The sequence below is a fragment of the Colwellia sp. 20A7 genome (genome assembly GCF_009832865.1).
GTDB lineage: Bacteria > Pseudomonadota > Gammaproteobacteria > Enterobacterales > Alteromonadaceae > Colwellia.
In genome coordinates this window covers 4,230,537-4,250,502 of the sequence record NZ_CP047130.1, presented here as the reverse complement: position 1 = coordinate 4,250,502, position 19,966 = coordinate 4,230,537, and the positions used below count along the sequence as shown (strand labels likewise).

Sequence of the window (19,966 nt, the reverse complement as noted above, 5' to 3'; positions counted from 1 at the left end):
AGTGTCGACAATAAATGTAGTCAAGCAACCACCCGTTATCTGTTTAATGGGACCAACAGCATCGGGTAAAACCGCATTAGCTATGGCTTTGTCTGATGCTTTACCGTGCGATATTATCAGTGTTGATTCAGCCTTAATCTATCGAGATATGAATATTGGTACAGCTAAACCAAGTGCTAATGAATTATCGAAATACCCTCACCGTTTAATTAACCTTCGTGATGCCGCGCAAAGCTATTCTGCCGCTGATTTTTGTCACGATGCGTTAGCTGAAATAGCGAGCATCAGAGCTAATAATCGTATTCCTTTATTGGTTGGGGGAACTATGATGTATTTTAAGAGTCTCATCGAAGGTATTTCACCATTACCTGCGGCTAACAGTGAAATACGTAAACAAATAGAAACAGAGGCTGCAGAGCAAGGTTGGGAGGCAATGCATGCGCAATTAGCGCAAGTTGATTCCGTTTCAGCACAACGAATTCATCCAAATGATCCTCAACGATTAATTCGAGCTTTAGAAGTGTTTCGTTTAACGGGTAACACTTTGACACAATTGACACAAATTAAAGGTGATAAGCTTGATGGCGATATATTACAATTCGCTATCACACCGAAAGAACGCAGTACTTTGCACGAACGAATTGAGTTGCGATATCAACAAATGATAGAGCAAGGGTTTGAAAATGAAGTTATAGCGTTAAAGAAACGAAATGATTTGCATGAAAACTTACCTTCAATTCGTTGTGTTGGTTATCGTCAAATGTGGCAATATTTGAATGATGAATATGACCATAAAGAAATGATTTTTAAAGGTGTGTGTGCAACAAGGCAATTGGCTAAACGTCAATTAACTTGGCTAAGAAGTTGGCCAGAATTACAGTGGTTAACAACCGATGATGAAATGAATTTATCGAAAGTTTTAGCTGCAGTTGGAAAATGTGATTAATAGTTGAGCCTAATAGAAGTGAAATTTGATGACATTTTTGTTGGGTGGAGTAAAAGTGAAAACAGTAAGTGTGTCGCATTCTTTAGTAATAGGTGACCATTAAAGTTATATTTTGGCTTTCTAGCCAAAGTTATCACTACGTAAATAGTTACAATAATATTCTCGATAAACATAAATATACTGGTAATGATTAAGCAATATTAAAATATTGATGTATAATTAACTGGTTATGTATTGGGGAATAGCAAAAAATTATCATTAATCAAAAATAGTTTTGGTTAATAACTTTTATTTAATAATAAGAAAAAGGAGCCATAAAATGGCAAAAGGTCAATCTTTACAAGACCCATTTTTGAATGCGTTACGTCGTGATCGTATTCCAGTTGCAATTTATTTAGTCAACGGTATTAAATTACAAGGGCAAGTAGAATCATTCGATCAATTTGTGATTTTATTAAAGAATACCGTTAGTCAAATGGTATATAAACATGCTATTTCAACAGTAGTACCAGCACGTGCAGTAAACACAGCACCAGTGCCTAATCAGTCAGAGTCAGAAGAGTAAAGTTACCTATATTTTGGTGCTAAATTTTACTTATGACAACTTATATTTTACTGATAAGTTGGTATTCGCGTTATTTGAATGTGACTTTTTAGAGAATATCTTTCTCCTGTCTCGACAGTCATTATTTCTAAGGTTTAATGCAGTTGTTTGATCGTTATCAAGCAGGTGAGCAAGCAGTGCTTGTTCACCTAGACTTCCCAGATGAAAGTACCCGTGAAGATTTAACTGAGTTTAAAATGTTAGTTTCTTCAGCAGGCGTAACCGAGTTAACCGTTATTTCTGGTAAACGTGGTACCCCACACCCTAAATTTTTTGTTGGCTCAGGAAAAGCAGAAGAAATAGCGGAAGCTGTTCGTCTGTTTGACGCGAATGTTGTGCTTTTTAATCATAGTTTATCGCCTTCCCAAGAAAAAAATATTGAAACCTTGTGTCAGTGCCGTGTAGTAGATAGAACCTCCCTCATTCTTGATATTTTTGCTCAGCGTGCCCGTACTCATGAAGGAAAGTTACAAGTCGAATTAGCACAATTACGACATATGAGTAGTCGCTTAATTCGTGGTTGGACTCACTTAGAGCGTCAAAAAGGTGGTGTTGGTTTACGTGGCCCAGGTGAAACGCAATTAGAAACAGATAGACGTTTATTAAGTGAACGTATGGTTATGATTGGCAAACGTTTAGAAAAGGTTGAGCGACAAAGGCAGCAAGGCAGGCGTTCAAGAACACGTGCTGAACTACCAACAATATCATTAGTTGGTTACACTAATGCAGGAAAATCTACTTTATTCAATCTCTTAACACAATCAGATGTTTATGCTGCTGATCAACTTTTTGCAACACTTGATCCAACATTACGACGAATTGAGCTTGAAGGTATTGGTGGTGTAATTTTAGCTGATACTGTTGGGTTTATTCGCCATTTACCTCATGATTTAGTTGCGGCATTTAAAGCAACACTCACTGAAACGCGCGAAGCCGAACTATTAATTCATGTAGTCGATATTTCAGATGACAGACGCAGTGAAAATATTGAACAAGTAGAATATGTTTTATCTGAAATTGAAGCAGATGAGGTTCCACAGCTAATTATTTGTAATAAAATTGATAATCTAGATGATGTTGCGCCTCGGATAGACAGAGATGATCAAGGACGTCCAATAAGAGTTTGGCTATCAGCTCAGGCTAATATTGGGATTGATTTATTTTTTACTGCACTGACTGAACGTTTGGGAAGCCAAATAGTTGAGAAAAAATTAGTGATTCCACCGACTGCTGGAAAGCTTCGTGGAATTTTATATAAATTAAACAGTATTCAAAATGAGTATTATGATGACGAAGGCCACTGTCATCTTAATTTAAAATTACCTAAACGAGAATGGAATCGACTAGTTAAGCAAGAAGGCAATGAAATTGAACAATATGTGCAATTGAAGCCTTAATTTCAAATTCAATTGAGCATATATTGTAAATTAATGTGTTAATACTCATATTGAGTCTTATAAAAGTGATCGTTTTATCATAAACTTGAAGATATTTGATAGAATCATCAATAAATATTTAATAATTACTAACCTAGCGGAGAAATACATGGCTTGGAATGAACCGGGGAATAATGATAAAGACCCCTGGAAAAATAAAGGTGGTAAAAACCAAGGGCCACCAGACTTGGATGAGTTGCTTAATGATTTAGGCAAAAAAGTCAGCGGTATCTTTGGAGGCAAAGGTGGAGGAAAGTCTTCAGGAGGCTCTTCACCGTCAGGCAAAAGCATGTCTACTATTGGTATAAGCTTAGTACTTATTATTGCAATAGTTGTTTATGCTTTTAGTGGTTTTTATACTATTAAAGAAGCCGAAAAAGGTATTGTACTGCGCTTTGGCCAGTATGCCGGCACAGTTGATCCAGGTATTAACTGGAAGTGGACTTTTGTTGACCGTATTATTCCAATTGATATGCAAAGTACGCGTGAAATGCAGTCATCAGGCTTTATGCTAACGCAAGATGAAAATGTTGTTCAAGTTGAAATGCAAATTCAATACCGTGTAATGGATGCGCGTAACTATGTATTTAGTGTTACTAATGCTGATGATAGTTTGAATCAATCACTTGATAGTGCACTACGTTATGTTGTTGGCCATGCAAAAATGGATGACATTCTAACCAGTGGTCGAGAAATCATTCGTCAATCTGTGTGGAAAGAACTTGAGCAAATTATAGAACCTTTTAACTTAGGTTTGATTATTGTTGATGTTAACTTTAAAGATGCTCGTCCACCTAATGAAGTGAAAGATGCTTTTGATGATGCTATCGCAGCACAAGAAGATGAAGTACGTTTTTTACGTGAAGCAGAAGCTTATGCTCGTGGAATTGAACCGCGTGCACGTGGCCGTGTTAAACGTATGGAACAAGAAGCGCGAGCTTATAAAGGCCAAATTGTATTAGATGCTGAAGGTGAAGTTGCTCGTTTTGAAAAAATTCTTCCTGAATATCAAGCAGCACCAGAAGTTACCCGTCAACGCTTATACATAGCAACGATGGAAAAAGTTTATAGTAATACAAGCAAAGTAATGGTTGATGTTGATGGTGGAAATAACATGATTTATTTGCCACTTGATAAAATTATGCAGCAGCAATCAACTACACAGCGTACAACGCCTCAGTCATACTCACAACCACAAGAGCAGCCAAGTGTTAACTCTGCACCATCAACTTCTGCTCGAAGTGATAGATTTAATAATGGGAGTAACTAGATCATGAAAAACTTTATTATTGCTATCGTAGCATTAGTATTTATCTTAGTTGTCTCTTCTATGTTTGTTATTTATGAAGGTCAGCGTGGTATTGTTTTCCAGTTCTCAAAAATTAAACGTGATTCTGTATCAGATCAAATGTTGGTATTTGAGCCAGGTTTACATTTTAAAATTCCATTTATTGAATCTGTACGTAAGCTAGATGCACGTATTCAGACGTTAGATGAAGCGCCAGATCGTTTCGTAACATCTGAGAAAAAAGATTTAATGGTCGACTCTTTTGTTAAGTGGCGCATTATTGATTTTTCTACTTATTACCTTCGTACATCTGGATCTGTAGAAAATGCTCGTGCTTTACTTAAGCAGAAAGTAAATAACGGTCTTCGTACTGAATTTGGTAATAGAACGATTAAAGAAATCGTGTCAGGTGATCGTGATGCAATCATGCAACAAGCATTAGAAAGTGCAGAAAGCAGTCGTGAAGATCTTGGTATTGAAGTGGTAGACGTACGTATTAAAGCTATTAACCTACCTACTGAAGTGAGTAACTCTATTTATGAACGTATGCGTGCTGAACGTACTGCGGTAGCAAAGGAGCATAGATCACAAGGTCAAGAGCAGTCTGAAATTATCCGTGCAACGATTGATGCCAAAGTAACGCTTATGTTAGCTGAAGCGAAAAAGAATGCATCAACTACACGTGGTGAAGGCGATGCAGAAGCGTCTAAGATATATGCTGATGCCTATGGAAAAGATCCAGAGTTTTATCGTTTTCACCGTAGTTTAGAAGCTTATGAGAATAGCTTTAATAGTAAAAGTGATATCATGGTTGTTAAACCAGACAGTGACTTTTTCCATTATTTAAAAGATGGTTCAAACAAATAATATTAGTGTAAAGTTAGCTTGAATTTGTTTACCTCAAAAGCCAGCATTTTTGCTGGCTTTTTTATGTCTGTCACAAAAGTATTTATTGATAGAGATGGAAATAAATTATGAGTAGTAGATTGCTAATTCTATTGTGCGCGGTACTAATGATTAAAGGCTTATCACACAATTTTCAACCAAATAAATAGAAAAACTCTTTATTGAAATTGATAGTGTAATCAGCAGCGGATATTCGAAATATGAGTTGAGTTTTGCTTATATTGAGTAATTTACCGTTTGGTTATCACAATAACTTAAAATATTAGTTAAAAAAGAATAAAGATAAACCCTTAACATCAAAGGTTATTTTTATAATTATCAAATAAACAGTTATTTGTCCTTGGACTACAATTTGATTTTTGTTAGAATCCCCGCCTAATTTTCTTATGAAATAGTCAAAAATGGGCAAAAACGTAGTTGTTCTAGGTACCCAATGGGGTGACGAAGGTAAAGGTAAGATCGTAGACTTACTAACCGATAAAGCAAAATATGTTGTTCGCTATCAAGGCGGACATAATGCAGGCCATACTTTAGTGATCGACGGTGAAAAAACCGTACTTCATCTAATTCCATCAGGTGTATTACGTGATAACGTAAAATGTCTTATTGGTAACGGTGTAGTTTTATGTCCTAAAGCTTTAATGACAGAAATTACCATGTTGGAAGCTAAGGGCGTTCCAGTACGTGAACGTTTGCTAATTAGTGACGCATGTCCGCTAATTCTTCCATACCATAATGCTTTAGATGCTGCTCGTGAAGTTGCACGTGGTAATAAGCCTATTGGTACAACAGGACGTGGTATTGGTCCAGCATACGAAGATAAAGTTGCACGACGCGGTTTACGTGTTGGTGATTTATTCTGTGCAGAGACTTTTGCAACTAAATTAAAAGAAATTGTTGAATATCACAACTTCTCATTGGTTAACTATTATAAAGTTGAGCCAGTGAATTATGAAGAAGTACTTGCTGATGCACTTGCTGTTGCTGATACGATTAAAAAGATGACTGCTGATATTTCAGAAATCTTAGACCAAGCACGTATTGCTGGTGAATCTATCATGTTTGAAGGTGCTCAAGGTACATTACTTGATATTGATCATGGTACATACCCTTATGTAACATCTTCAAATACAACTGCTGGTGGCGTTGCTACTGGTTGTGGTTTTGGTCCTCGTCATTTAGATTATATTCTTGGTATAACTAAAGCTTACACTACACGTGTTGGTTCAGGTCCATTCCCTACTGAATTAGATGATGAAATCGGTAATCATTTAGGTACTGTTGGCCATGAATTTGGTGCAACTACTGGCCGTGAACGTCGTTGTGGTTGGTTCGATGCTGTTGCAATGCATCGTGCAATTCAAGTTAATAGTGTAACAGGCTTTTGTTTAACTAAGCTTGATGTACTTGACGGCTTAACAACACTGAAAATCTGTACTGGTTATAAAACTGACGCAGGTGATATTATCACTGTGCCGCCTACGGCTGCAGAAGGTTATGATAAAATCACACCAGTATATGAAGAAATGCCAGGTTGGACTGAAAATACAGTTGGTGCAACATCAGTTGATGATCTACCAGCTAATGCATTAGCTTATATTAAGCGCATTGAAGAAATTACTGGTATTCCAGTTGATATTATTTCAACTGGACCTGATCGTAATGAAACTATTATTAAAGTAAATCCATTCGTTTAACCGCGAAAGAGATTACTTTTCTTAGAATAAACCTTCGGGTTAACACCTGTCAGTGAAATACTGACAGGTTTTTTTTTGTCTGTTTTTATTTCCCTAAACAGTATTCAATTAAAATAACCTATGTTGTTTTATCGCAATAATGTACTTCCTTATAACTAAAGCCAAACTCAATGATATTGATTCGCATTTTGTTTTGTGCTTTAATTGCGCTCATTTATTATAAGTATATTTAATTTTTAGGGGATATTCATTATGCGGACAACAAAGTCATCGCTATCGCTAGCAATTACGTTAGCCTTAGTATCACTAAATACTGTTGCTGAACAGCAAGGTAGTGGTGAAGAAAACGAAAACCAAACAATTATGCCTGCAATGGAAGTTATCGATGTGTTTGGTAATGCGAACTCGGTAATATTAGATCATACCGGATCTGTTGTAGTGGTAAATCGACAACAAATTGAGAAAATTCAACCGCTATCTACTGAAGATATTTTACGTCGTATTCCTGGCATAAATACTAAAAGTGAAGAAGAGACCTCAATTGTGGCTAACTTTGGTATTCGTGGTTTATCTGCGAGTGAATCAAAATCTCTTATGTTAGAAGATGGTGTTCCTGTAGCGCCAGGCTTATTTATTGGTAATGAACGCTACTTCAACCCTCGTATTCAACGCATCGAGCAAGTTGAAGTATTAAAAGGTTCATCGTCACTTCGCTATGGTCCATCAACTATTGGTGGCGTAGTAAATTACCAAACAAAAACACCTGATGATGGTGTAATGCTTACGGGTCGAGCTGGCTCTTTTAACATGCAAGAAGTCAGCTTAGAAGCTGGTGGAAAAAGCGCATCAGGTGATGCTTTTGCAGGTATTGTGGCAACGCATGCTACCAGTGATGGTTTTATGGATAAAGGCTATGAAATGACTGATGTCATGGCTAAAGCCGGCGTTATTTTAAGTAACGGACAAAAGATTGGTCTTAAAATTTCACGTTATGAAAATGATGCAGATATTTCTTATCGTGGTTTGTTAAAGGATGATTATTTAGCGGGTGCTGATTACAACCCTGGAGCAGATGATAAGTTTTTAACAGATCGTACTGCTTTCGATATTAATCATGAGTTGACTATCTCTGATCGAGCTACATTGAAAACGTTAGTGTATTGGAGTGAAGTAAGTCGTGATTATTGGCGTTATGATGTCGATACTGACGCTTCAAACTCTGCTGGACGATGGGTTTATCAAGACACGTTAACAGGTAATAACCGTTCATTTGAACGTGTGGGTATAGAAACCCGTTTAACACTCGATCATCAGTTATTTGGTATGACAGCAGATAGTGAGTTTGGCTTACGCTTTATGCAAGAAGAATCAAATGATACTCGCATCCGAGCTACACGTGCTGCTGACCGAACAGGTATTAATGATAGACACCGAATTGACTCTGCAGACAGTTATGCTGCTCATGGGCAAACGCGCATTGAAGTAACTGAACACTTTGCGATTACTCCAGGTTTACGCGTTGAATCATACGAGCAAAAGCGTCTGATATTAACTGAAGATAATAGCACTGCTAAAACAACTAATACTGAAGTTTTACCGGGTATTGGGGCTACTTATAACCTAAGCGAGTCAGCACAAGTTTATGGTGGTGTATATCGTGCATTTTCACCTGCTTCTAATGGCGTAGCACTTGATGGTCTTACTGATCAAGACTTAGATGGCGAGCGTTCAACTAATTATGAATTAGGACTGCGTGGTAATAAGGGCGATATCAATTATGAAGTTGCTGCTTTTGCTATGGATTTTAGTAATCAGGTAGTGACTGGGAACAGCGATCCAAACTTATCACAGTCTAATGGTGGTAAAACTGAGCATCTAGGTATGGAGTTCATGCTAGGCTATAAGTTAGGTGGCGGTTTCAGTATTGATAGTAACGCTACTTGGGTTCCTACTTCAGAGTTTAAAAGTGGCGAATATCAAGGTAATCGATTACCGTATGCGCCAAAAATTGTAGCTAATCTTATATTGAACTATCAATATGAGAGCTTAAGCACTGCGTTAACTGTTCATCATAGAGGTGAACAATACGGTGATGCTAGTAATGTTGAAGAGATCCCAACAGATGCCGCAGGCGGAATTTGGGGTGGTTTAATGCCATCTTATACGTTACTAGACCTAACGGCACAATATAATTTAGCGACTAATTTACGCTTATTTGGTGCCGTAAAAAACTTAACTGATAAACGCTATATTACTGGTTTGCGCCAAGGTATTTATGTTGGTCCAGAGCGCTCATTAGAAGTTGGTATCAGTTACAAGTTTTAGATAAGTAACTAGAGCTATAAAGTATTAAAAAATAAAGCATAGTCTGGGTAACAGGCTATGCTTTTTTGTTATCAGAATAGTTTAGTTTTTCTAATACCAGTTTCATTAATTAAGTGAACAATTTTATACGTAGAAAAAGTTACCAAATACAAGGCGTTTATTTCAATAACTAGTTGCTCTAATTATTAAATAAATAACGGTGTAGTTGGTGATTTTAGCAAGTAGAAATGTTCACATAGCTAGTGAGATTGGTATAACTATCTAACCATCGATGTAATCGACATACCTATTAAGTAAGCTTAGGTAAAGTAATGACAAATTTGCATCCACCCAACGCTGAATCACTTAGCGTACAGCTTGCTTTATGCCATTCACAAATTCGTTGAACAATTGCAAGGCCTAGACCATAACCACCTTTTGTTTGGTTTTCGCTTCTATTTCGGTGCGACTCTAATCGAAAAAAAGGTTTAAATATTTTTACACTGTCTTCTTTAGAAATTCCTGGTCCGTCATCTTCAACGATTATTTCTATCTGCTGTTTTGATACCACTAGGCTTATTTCAATCGTACTTTTTGCGTAACGTAAAGCGTTGGTTGATAAATTTTGCAGTGCACGTTCAAGAAGGTGTTCATTACAATGATAATAGCAAGGTTTAGGTATTTTCCATTTTATGTGCAAACTGTTTAGTCTATGTAACTTGTCGACTTGATGCGTTATCAGTGCCGTTAATTCTACCGGTGATTTTTTAATATCTTGGTTAATATTTTCTAAGCGAGCGTAACTTAACATTTCATCAATAAGTACTTCTATCTCGCTAACATCTTGTGCCATATCTTTACGCTGTTCTTCGTTTGCCCCTTCAAGCATAGCGAGAGAAAATTTAAGTCTTGATAAAGGAGTACGTAACTCATGAGAAACAGCATTAACCAATTGCTTTTGGTCTGATAATAGACGAATAATTCGCTGAGCCATATCTTTAAAGGTGACGACAATTTTCTTGATTGGTGAGTGGTTATTGGTAGATACATCTACATCTAGTTTACCATTGGCAATATCACCAGCCATATTTGTTAGTTGATTTAAGTCTCGCCATAACGGTCTAGTCCACAAGGCAATAACACCGGCGAGCAATAAGTAAGAAATGCATAAGAAAATCCACTTAAAGTGCTGGTTATGGGTTTCTAATTGGTTATTTCGAGTAAATGGACCGAGTTGGTAGACAGTAGGGCTGTCTAAAATTTTAACATAGAGAATAACATTATCTTGTTCATCATAATTTAACACTATGTCTCCTGATAATAATTTTTCTTCTTGTTCTGGGAGCCAAGAAAAATCACTCATGGAGGCTGTTGTTATTGGTACTTCAAGTGCTGTGCTAAGGAGCTTGATCGTTGAGTCAGTTGATTGCGATTTTTCTTGGTGTAATAAAGGTAAGAATTTCGCTACTTTTTCAAGATGATGCCACTGTTGATTGGCGGGAGTTTCTGCGTCAACAAAGTGCAACCAAAGTTGCTCCGACAGCCAATTAATTGATAATAACCCGACAATTATAACTAGGTATAAATTGATGAAAAGACGATTCAAAATTATGCTACCAGCCTAGTGGCTATCATTAGGTTGTAAGCTAAGAGGCATGGATTTCTTCCCAAGCACTACTGCTAAACAAGTAACCTTTACCCCATACAGTGATAATACGGTATGGGTTTTTAGTGCAGTCGCCTAATTTCTTTCTTAATCGCGATACTCTTACATCAACACTTCTATCTAAACCATCGTATTCTCGGCCGATCATTTGTTTATGAATATACTCTCTACTTTGTGGCTCACCAGCATTAATTGCCAATAACCACAGTAGTTCAAATTCATGGCTAGTTAATTCAATCGGCTCAGATGATAACGTTACTTGGCGCGATGTTTTAAATATGCTTAATTGGCCAAAGGTTAAATTGTCTACTGACATTTTTTCACTGTGTTTTTTACGACGCATCAACATGTTTATTCTGGCTAAAAGTACATGAGGTTCAACGGGTTTTATAATGTAATCGTCAGCGCCTATCTCTAAGCCAAGTACATGATCAAAATCGCTGTCTTTTGCAGTAAGAAATATTATTGGCTGAGCATAGCTATTACGAATTTTACGGCATACTGAAAAACCGTCTTCTTTCGGTAACATCACATCTAAAATAATTAAATCTGGAGAGTGTTTTTGGAGAAAATTGACAACACTATCTCCTTGATGAAGCATTGATACATGAAAGCCATTTTGCTTTAAGAATTTAGCAATAAGATTAGCTAAACGTAAATCATCTTCAACGAGTAATATATGTCCCATTAAAAAAAGCTCCAATTTGCACGTAACCGTCGACGATATTTGTTGGGTAATGCCGTATTAATTTTAACGTTTTGGTTAGCGAATATTTGTTGATCATTTTTTAAGGTAAAGAGCATATCTTGATCGAGGTAAATATTAATATCGGTATCAATATCATTAACATTTTGCCAGCAAGTTAAACGTAAATCATTTTGAAATAAGCAGGCGTCTATTAGTTGATCGCTTTGCCAAGTTACTTTTACTGTCATTTGGCAGGTATCGCCAGATTTTTTTACCATACAGACGGTAGGTTTAATTATTAATTTTGCTTCTGATGAGGCAGCTACTGATCGTGATAAACCACTTAATATTAGTAGAAAAATAAGAGTATTAATCTTGTTAGAAGTCATAAGTGACCCCTGCAAAAATAGTATTAATATGGTTATCTTTCACTAAAGGGCTATCAGTCGTATTACTATCTAAGAATACACGTTTAACATTAAATTTTGCGCTCCAATCTGTAGATATTTGATGTACTAGTGCTAGACGAAAATAAGGATTGATACTTATTTTTCCTTGATATTCTTGAGCCTTATTTTGTGCTATTTCTGGTGATACGCCATAGAAATAATCGACTAAGTTTTTACTATTAATATTAGTGCCAAAACTATACGACATTCTAGTATTGGGTAATTGCTTAAATTTAAGCACCCGATTTAGCTGCAATTGACCATTAAATCCGTTATAGACATTATTTATATCGTGGAGAATTTGTACTTCAATATCAGTGCTTTGATCAATAAACCAATTTAATTGAATACCGCTATCTATGGCCCAACGTTTACTTGAAACATCATCAATAGTGACTTCTGATACGAGCTCATCTTTGTCAACGTTATCGTTATCGCCAGGACTGTCTAATTCATCCTTACCTTCAATATTGCTCGGAGCACTATTTTCTAAAAAAACATTCTGAGGATGCCAGCGTGTAAAGTAAGCCTTTTCGTGGTTTAGTTGGACAATAGTACTTACAACTAAATGTTCACCATTAAATAAGGTATAACCTAAGGTGTTATTTTCAAAAAATACTTTATCACCATAGTAACTTATTTCAGGAATAAGAATTAATGGGGTATTATCTCCACCGTTAAGGGGATTAGTATAGACGCCAGCGCCTACTGAAACTGCAAAGTTCCATTCTCCTACCACCGCACAGTGATCAGATTCCTGTTCACAATCAGCCTGTGAATATTGGCTAAATAGTAAGCAGAGTAAAAAAAAATATTTCAAGTAATAAGCTACCTTTGGGTTCAGAGTAAATATATACTCAAGCTAGCCCTTTGGGAGTATTTGAACAAGTACGCTCAAATGCTATTTTTAAGGGATATAACCATTAATAAAAAGATGCGCCTTATTCATGATTGCTAAAACAGACATCTTGAATTGACGTGACTGTATAATTTACCACGGTTTGACACTATTGCTAGCTTCAATTACATCCAATTACATTTGGTTGCATTTAATAACAATATAAAAAATCAAGTAAGTATTAATTACGTTATATAATGCTAATCAGGTATAAATTGTTATTAATTACATGGAGAACAAAATGTTGGATAAAAAGCTAATACTTCTCGGTTATTTTTTTCTATTAGTCGGCTGCGGTAGCGATTCAAAAACAGAAGCCTCCGTTGAAGTAGCTCAGCCCGTTCCTCCGCTTAATGAAATGTCTATAGCGCTAACGCCGTTGAAAGCAGCAAATCCAGCAGATTTTGAACATCATTTAAAAAATGGAGTCTATCTTAATAGTACTCAAAAGACTGGCATTTTAGAGTCAGCTAATTCTGATGCCGCCAGTGCTATTGAATCGGTCAGCAATGAAAATGGCCAACAAAGTAATTATTCATCAACTATCAGCCAAGAAGCAGGAGTGTCGGAAGGCGATAGATTAAAATATGACGGCGAATATATGTATATTGCCAATGATGAATCTTATCCACAGCAGAGTTTAGCTAATGATGCTCCAGCATCCAAAACATCGATACGGATTTTAGAACGTAATGTAGATGGTGATCTTAATGAAATGTCAAATACGGTTGTAAGTGATGCCGCATCATCAATTAATAGTTTGTATTTGAGAAAAAATAAGCTGGCTGTTTTGTCGAATATTTATGATCACTCCATTGCTAATAGTATGCTTACCTCAAACATCGCGGTTGATATGTTCTTTCCTACAGAAAAAAACTTTAATTTATCGTTATTAGATGTCAGCAATCAAGCAGCACCAAATATTACAACCTCTTATACTATGGACGGCTCAATTATTGATAGTCGACGTGTTGATGACGTACTGTATATTGTGAGTAGTTTTTCACCGTATGTCGCGGGACTTCCTTATGCGACTACTGAGGCTGAAAAACAGAATAACTATAAAAATGTTTTTTCGTCCAACATTAATGACTTTCTCCCACAGTTAATTGATTCAAAAGGCAATCAAAGTAATTTGGTTGAGCCAGAAAATTGCTACTTACCTGCCGAAGCAACAGATAAGGATGGTTTTAATGGTATTGTTACGTTAACAACCGTTGATTTAACTCAACCGGATAACATCTCTTCAATTTGCATTAACACGCAAGTATCTGGGCTTTATGCCACGCCAACGTCTGTTTATTTATACGGAACAGATTATCAATACGAAAATAACAAAACGACAGAAACATCAATTATTCATAAGTTTACAATTGCTAAACAAAATATTAATTATGTTGCGTCGGGCACACTTGAGGGGCGCTTTAATTGGGGTTTATCAAATCTTAGGTTTAGCGAGAAAGATAATAATTTAAGGGTTGTTACTACCCAAGGAAATCAAAGTGTTGGATATGATCACCATTTAAATATTTTAAGTCCATCAGGTAATCAACTAAAGCTTGTTGCGCAACTTCCTAATGCAACTTACCCGGATAAAATAGGTAAATTAAACAAAGATGGTATTGTGCAAGAAGACATTAAGTCGGTACGTTTTTTTGAAAATAAAGCTTTTGTTGTTACCTTCTTAAATACTGACCCGTTGTATGTCCTTGATCTTAGCGATATAGAGCAATTGAAAATAGCAGGGGCACTTGAGATCCCAGGTTATTCTTCTTATTTGCATCCTATCTCTGATAATTTATTAGTCGGTATAGGACAAAATGTAGATCCTAATAGAATGGTATTCATTGATGCTGTTGCTATTGATGGCGCTGAAAGCATACCTATTATTGAAGGTGCTAAAATTAGCTTATTTGATGTTAGCAATATGAACAATCCCATTGAGGTTAACGCGATTGTCTATAAGGATGGTTATACGCCTGTTGAATATAATTATCATGCACTTACTTACTTAAAAATGCCAAACGGTACACATCGTTTTGGTTTACCGGTTGAAAAATGGTTAACAGAAACAGTGGTTAATCTTGAAACAGGTAATGAAGTAGAGGTTTGGACTAGGGATAATGCTCTACAACTCATTGAAGTTACAGGTGATGATACCGATGCATTATTAGTTGAAAAAGGCAGTGTTAAAGCCGTGATGGCTTTAGAGCCAACGTATATTTCTGGTTGGGATGACCGCGCGATATTCCACGGTGATGATATTTATTATTTACATGGTAATAATATTTGGAAAAGTTTTTGGCAAACGCCTGAACTAACTACTGGCCCATTTTAATCTTTTACTATTTAAGCATTTAAGCATTTAAGTATTTAAGTATTTAAAGATAAGCCACTCAATATAGCAGCCACTATAATAATTAGTGGCTGATTTCTTTATACTCTAGCCACAATAAAAACTCTTGATATTGTGCGGTATTATTTTCTTTATGTTGGTTCCAGCTTTTAAATAAAGCGAACTCTTCTTTCTTCGATAATGCCTGTGCAGTGGGCGTTAAGTTTTCTACAGAAGTGCTTACTTGTTTTTTAGCGTACTCTTGGTGTTGTGCTTCGGTTGTAAGATTATCCGTTTTTAGTAAGGTAAATGTACCTTTCTTACCGGTGAAAAGTCCGGGCTCTTTTTCCATTTCATTATCAGCTAATGTAGCAAAGCTTGTGGTTAATAATGTAATAACAATACATAGTGTATTTTTCATCATGTTTTTCCTAAATAATAACTAGGGGCTGTTGAGCTTTCGACATTGTATGCTGCGATAAAAATATGCTTCGATAAAAAATCTAAAGCGCAACAGTCCTAGAAGGATAGTATCTCAAGTACGATACTATCTTTTAATTAATAATGATTAAAATTTAACTAAACCACCTAAAACTAAGGCGTTAAACGATTCTTGATCATCTGTATCGCCTTTCGTTGCTTGCGCCCATAACTGCACACCAGCTAAAGGTTTAAAGTTATAGGCTAAGGTTGTACGTGTATGATCTGCACCAGATACGCCCGCAGCATCTTCAGAGCTGTAGTTACCCATGCTAATACTGACTGCATGTTTATCTTGGGTGTAACCTAATTTCCAGTTAACGTATTCTCTTTTACTGTCATCAACTTGATCCGCTGTGCCATAAGTTGCAGTAAAGTTAACGCCGGATGAATGTTTATACCCGGCAAGAATACCTCGGCCTTCAGTTGCCCCCAAGAAACCTGCTGTAGCATTTTCATCAATATTTGCTTGAGGGTCATCATCACGATCAACATCACCGTAATCAACATTCCAGATATTTACACGCCAACCATTAGCAACATATTTAATTGCCACTTCGTAGCCGCTTGCTTCACTCATTTGGGCGTAGAATTTAGCACCGTCTAAAAAGGTTGGTGATTCATAAATAATACGCTCATTAAAAATAGACTGAGCTTGTACAAGTGGTGTTTGACTCTCAGTGGCAGGCCCACGACGACTTGCACCAAAACGCTGACTCATCCCTAATGGATCTGACCACCAAGTACCTGATTGATCAACATCAGAAATAATCCAAGTAATCCCCGCACCGGTACCTAATTTTACTTTACCAAAATCACCGGCTATAGATAGTTCTTGGATACGTGTACGTGAATTTCCCTCAGTGTGAAGGACATTAGAAACGCCTTCATCTAAACCAACCTCTAATTGAGCGCCAAACTTTAAATTACCGTAATCAACTGTGCCTTTAAGGCCAAAATTTGATTCTGCAAATTCATGACGACCAAAATATACATCTTTCGAGGTATCATCTTTTAGCATGTTGTAAGTAATTCGTCCGTAAACCGACACATCAGCCATTGCTGAATTAGCCATTAACAAAGAACTTCCAACGGCTAAAAAGAGTGCTGTTTTTTTCATTATTATATCCCCAATTTATTTTTATGTTTTTTATTATGTTTTTCTTATGTGAAGATAAAGTATTCAGGCAAAAATAATACCAGTGCTAGAACCATTATCTGCATTAGGATAAAAGGAATTACACCTTTATATATTGTTGTGGTTTTAAGTGAGGGTGGCGCTACTCCCTTGAGATAAAAGAGACTAAAACCAAACGGTGGTGTCAAAAATGATGTTTGTAAATTCATCGAAATTAGAATAGCAAACCACACTAAATCAATTTCTAAAATCATAGCAACAGGTACCAAAATGGGTACAACTAAAAATGCTATTTCAATGAAATCAATAAAGAAGCCTAAAATTAATATCGCTAGCATAGACATCAATAAGAATGTCCACTTATCGCCAGGTAAGTCCAAGAAGAACTCTTCAACAATGTATTCACTACCCGAGTAACTAAATACCATAGAGAAAGCGGTTGCACCGATAAGTACAGCAAAAATCATCGATGTCACTTTTACTGTTTCTTTAGATACATCGTTTAGTTTCTTAAAAGAGAAACTACGATAGAAAACAGCTAAAACCACTGCGCCTAAAGCACCAATAGCAGAGGATTCTGTCGGTGTTGCGATACCTGTAAAGATTGATCCTAAAACCGTTACGATAAGTAACAATGGTGGAATAATATCTTTTGTTGCTTGTACTAATAATTCAGATTTAGTTTCAGTGATCACCATAGGTGGGCAGTATTCAGGTTTGAATTTACCTAATACCAAAATATAAATGGTATAAGCAACAATCAATAACATGCCAGGAAGAACAGCAGCTTTAAATAAATCGCCAACAGGAACACCCATTACATCGCCAAGGATGATCAAGATAATTGATGGTGGAATAATTTGGCCTAAAGTACCTGATGCACAAATAACACCTGCAGCGGTAGGTTCATGGTAGTTATTCTTAAGCATTACCGGTAAAGAAATAACCCCCATAGCTACAACACTCGCGCCAACAACACCGGTAGAAGCGGCTAATAAAGCGCCGACAATAATAGTTGAAATAGCAACACCACCAGCAATACTACCAAACAGTTTCGCTGAAGATTCTAGTAAACGTTCAGCTAAGCCCGTTTTTTGCAACACGATCCCCATGAAAACGAACATAGGAATGGCCATTAACGTGGTATTTTCCATTACACTCATAATACGGTATGGCATAAATGAAAATAGATCTAAACCTAAGGCAAGTACACCAACTAAAACTGATACACCAGCAAAGGTAAAGGCAACTGAATAACCAAAGAATAAAAACAGTAAAGCGACTATAAATAAAATCAAACCCGTCATTATTTCTCTCCTTTTTCTGGAACAAGAGTTGAAAGGCTTTTAATTTGAGTGAGCACTACATATAAAAGACACACGAGTAAATAAATAGATGAAACAGGAATAACACTACGGATAATCCAGCGATGAGGTAATCCCCAAGGATCTGCACTGCCTTCGCCCATAGTGTAGGCTTCTAACGCATAGTCCCAGCTGAAATATAAAATTAATAAAGTAAAAGGTAAGGCAAACAGTAACGAGCCAGCAATATTGATAATTGCTTGTGATTTTTTAGAGAGTTGATCGTAAATAACATCAACTCTTACATGACCATCTTCTTTTAAAGTATAACCAATACCGAACATGAACATAGCTGCATAAAGGTGCCATTCAAGTTCCTGCATTGCAATGCTTACATCGTTAAAGAAATAGCGCATTAAAACATCGTAAAATACGTTCAGGATCATCAGAATCATTAATAAACTGCAGAGTGAGCCTACAGCGTCAATAAATTTTTCAAGAATATTTAATAAGGTTTTCATAATAATAACCTCCATAGTTACCTACTTAATAAAGTAAGTAACTATAGATTAGAGGGACGGTCTACTTAGCGCTGAAGCTGTCTAAGTAGGCACGGTCTGAGAAGTTTGTCCAAGCACGTACTTGTTCTTGGTAGCTTTTGATAGAGTCTAGAATCTCTTGAGTTTTTGGATCTTTACTAGCAAATTCAGCAAGTAATTCACTATTAGCAACCTGGATTGCATCCATTACAGGTTTAGGGAATGTACGCATTTTAACGTTTGGGAAATCTTTTTTGATTGTAGCTAAGTTTTTACCGCTTTCATGCGTTGATTGCGTATACATGTCGTATGCCGCTAATTTCATTGCTGCAACTAAGATTTTTTGTAAATCTTCAGGTAATTTATCGTATGCTTTCTGGTTAACCATAAACTGAAGTTCAGTTGCAGGCTCATGCCAGCCAGTGTAGTAGAAAGGTGCTATTTTATGGAATCCCATACGTAAATCTAGTGAAGGACCAACCCATTCTAAAGCATCAATAGTATTACGCTCTAATGCTGTATATAGCTCACCCGATGGAATGTTGGTAGGTTTAGCGCCTAGTTTAGCTAATACTTCACCAGCAAAACCTGGAATACGCATTTTTAAGCCTTGAAGGTCTTCAACAGTGTTGATTTCTTTACGAAACCAACCGCCCATTTGGTTACCTGTATTACCACCTGGGAATGACATAATGCCATATTTGTCGTAAACCGACTTCATTAGCTCCATTCCGCCGCCATGGTAAAACCACGCGTACTGTTCAGAAGTAGTCATACCAAAAGGAACGGTTGTAAAGAACATAGTGTTGAAGTCTTTACCTTTCCAATAATATGATGCTGAATGACCCATTTGATATTGGCCATTTTTAACAAAATCGAATATACCAAAAGCAGACTTATGCTTGTTGGCTGAGTCAATACGAATAGTGAAGCGACCGTTAGATAATTCTTTTACTAACTTCGCCATGTTTTTTGGTGCATCACCGAATATAGGGAAATTAGGACCCCATGTTTCAGCTAATCGCCATCTAACTTTCTCATCGCCAGCGGCATTTACCAGTCCAGAAAATGCAACTGATGCAACTAACAACGCTTTTAAAATAATTGATTTTGACATTGTAATCTTCCCCATTTTGCGTTTAACACGCTTATTAAAGTTCGTATACTCTCGCAAAAATGGGGGATTTTAACTATTCGTATAAACACTTACCTACCTACCTAGTTATACGATCTATGCTAGGTATTAATACGTAGGTAACAGTGCGTATTTAGTATCAGTAGATAGTAA

At 36.5% G+C, this 19,966-nt stretch carries 17 protein-coding genes; 8 read left to right on the top strand and 9 right to left on the bottom strand.

Translation table 11 applies throughout. The annotated features are described in order from the left end of the window. The first annotated feature begins 10 nt into the window (after nucleotides 1-10). The 7 genes from miaA (at nucleotide 11) to GQS55_RS18345 (ending at nucleotide 9,202) form a co-directional block, all read left to right on the top strand. Nucleotides 11-946, top strand: a complete 936-nt coding sequence (gene miaA, locus GQS55_RS18375; protein WP_201294710.1) for a tRNA (adenosine(37)-N6)-dimethylallyltransferase MiaA — start codon at nucleotides 11-13, stop codon at nucleotides 944-946. A gap of 319 nt (nucleotides 947-1,265) precedes the next feature. Next, nucleotides 1,266-1,511: an RNA chaperone Hfq gene (gene hfq, locus GQS55_RS18370; protein WP_159821939.1), complete on the top strand. Its 246-nt coding sequence runs from the start codon at nucleotides 1,266-1,268 to the stop codon at nucleotides 1,509-1,511. A gap of 143 nt (nucleotides 1,512-1,654) precedes the next feature. Next, entirely contained in the window at nucleotides 1,655-2,947 is a 1,293-nt protein-coding gene (gene hflX, locus GQS55_RS18365; RefSeq protein WP_159821937.1) for a ribosome rescue GTPase HflX, read from the top strand. 148 nt (nucleotides 2,948-3,095) lie between these two features. Next, entirely contained in the window at nucleotides 3,096-4,256 is a 1,161-nt protein-coding gene (gene hflK, locus GQS55_RS18360) for an FtsH protease activity modulator HflK (RefSeq protein WP_159821935.1), read from the top strand. Between the two features lie 3 nt (nucleotides 4,257-4,259). Beyond that, nucleotides 4,260-5,141, top strand: coding sequence for a protease modulator HflC (gene hflC, locus GQS55_RS18355; RefSeq protein ID WP_159821933.1), 882 nt, complete (start codon nucleotides 4,260-4,262; stop codon nucleotides 5,139-5,141). A gap of 440 nt (nucleotides 5,142-5,581) precedes the next feature. Continuing rightward, a complete protein-coding gene (locus GQS55_RS18350) occupies nucleotides 5,582-6,877 on the top strand; it encodes an adenylosuccinate synthase (protein ID WP_159821931.1) in 1,296 nt (431 codons plus the stop codon). A 252-nt stretch (nucleotides 6,878-7,129) separates the two neighbouring features. Next, entirely contained in the window at nucleotides 7,130-9,202 is a 2,073-nt protein-coding gene (locus GQS55_RS18345) for a TonB-dependent receptor family protein (RefSeq protein ID WP_201294539.1), read from the top strand. Between the two features lie 289 nt (nucleotides 9,203-9,491). On the opposite strand, the gene GQS55_RS18340 is transcribed toward GQS55_RS18345, so the two are convergent. From GQS55_RS18340 to GQS55_RS18325, 4 genes are read right to left on the bottom strand one after another with little or no spacing between them, the layout of a single operon-like run. Next, nucleotides 9,492-10,787 carry an ATP-binding protein gene (locus GQS55_RS18340; RefSeq protein WP_159821929.1) on the bottom strand — a complete coding sequence of 432 codons (1,296 nt, stop codon included), beginning with the start codon at nucleotides 10,785-10,787 and terminating at the stop codon, nucleotides 9,492-9,494. A 40-nt stretch (nucleotides 10,788-10,827) separates the two neighbouring features. After that, nucleotides 10,828-11,535, bottom strand: coding sequence for a response regulator (locus tag GQS55_RS18335; RefSeq protein WP_159821927.1), 708 nt, complete (start codon nucleotides 11,533-11,535; stop codon nucleotides 10,828-10,830). Continuing rightward, nucleotides 11,535-11,924, bottom strand: a complete 390-nt coding sequence (locus GQS55_RS18330) for a DUF3019 domain-containing protein (RefSeq protein WP_159821925.1) — start codon at nucleotides 11,922-11,924, stop codon at nucleotides 11,535-11,537. The genes GQS55_RS18335 and GQS55_RS18330 overlap by 1 nt, the downstream gene beginning before the upstream one ends. Further along, nucleotides 11,914-12,804 carry a MipA/OmpV family protein gene (locus GQS55_RS18325; RefSeq protein ID WP_159821923.1) on the bottom strand — a complete coding sequence of 297 codons (891 nt, stop codon included), beginning with the start codon at nucleotides 12,802-12,804 and terminating at the stop codon, nucleotides 11,914-11,916. The genes GQS55_RS18330 and GQS55_RS18325 overlap by 11 nt, the downstream gene beginning before the upstream one ends. Nucleotides 12,805-13,123: 319 nt before the next feature. On the opposite strand from GQS55_RS18325, the gene GQS55_RS18320 reads away from it, so the two are divergent. After that, complete coding sequence (locus tag GQS55_RS18320; RefSeq protein ID WP_159821921.1) at nucleotides 13,124-15,220, top strand: beta-propeller domain-containing protein; 2,097 nt, start codon at nucleotides 13,124-13,126, stop codon at nucleotides 15,218-15,220. An 82-nt stretch (nucleotides 15,221-15,302) separates the two neighbouring features. Here the strand turns inward: GQS55_RS18320 and GQS55_RS18315 are convergent, their stop codons facing one another. From GQS55_RS18315 to GQS55_RS18295, 5 genes are all read right to left on the bottom strand, one after another. Further along, complete coding sequence (locus GQS55_RS18315; protein WP_159821919.1) at nucleotides 15,303-15,638, bottom strand: hypothetical protein; 336 nt, start codon at nucleotides 15,636-15,638, stop codon at nucleotides 15,303-15,305. A 147-nt stretch (nucleotides 15,639-15,785) separates the two neighbouring features. After that, nucleotides 15,786-16,817, bottom strand: coding sequence for a porin (locus GQS55_RS18310; RefSeq protein ID WP_159821917.1), 1,032 nt, complete (start codon nucleotides 16,815-16,817; stop codon nucleotides 15,786-15,788). Nucleotides 16,818-16,861: 44 nt separating this feature from the next. Next, on the bottom strand, nucleotides 16,862-18,142 hold the full coding sequence (locus GQS55_RS18305) for a TRAP transporter large permease (protein WP_159821915.1): 1,281 nt from the start codon (nucleotides 18,140-18,142) through the stop codon (nucleotides 16,862-16,864). Beyond that, on the bottom strand, nucleotides 18,142-18,660 hold the full coding sequence (locus tag GQS55_RS18300; protein WP_201294538.1) for a TRAP transporter small permease subunit: 519 nt from the start codon (nucleotides 18,658-18,660) through the stop codon (nucleotides 18,142-18,144). Before GQS55_RS18300 ends, GQS55_RS18305 begins: the two co-directional genes overlap by 1 nt. 61 nt (nucleotides 18,661-18,721) lie before the next feature. Continuing rightward, nucleotides 18,722-19,795, bottom strand: a complete 1,074-nt coding sequence (locus GQS55_RS18295) for a TRAP transporter substrate-binding protein (protein WP_159821913.1) — start codon at nucleotides 19,793-19,795, stop codon at nucleotides 18,722-18,724. Between the last annotated feature and the right edge of the window lie 171 nt (nucleotides 19,796-19,966).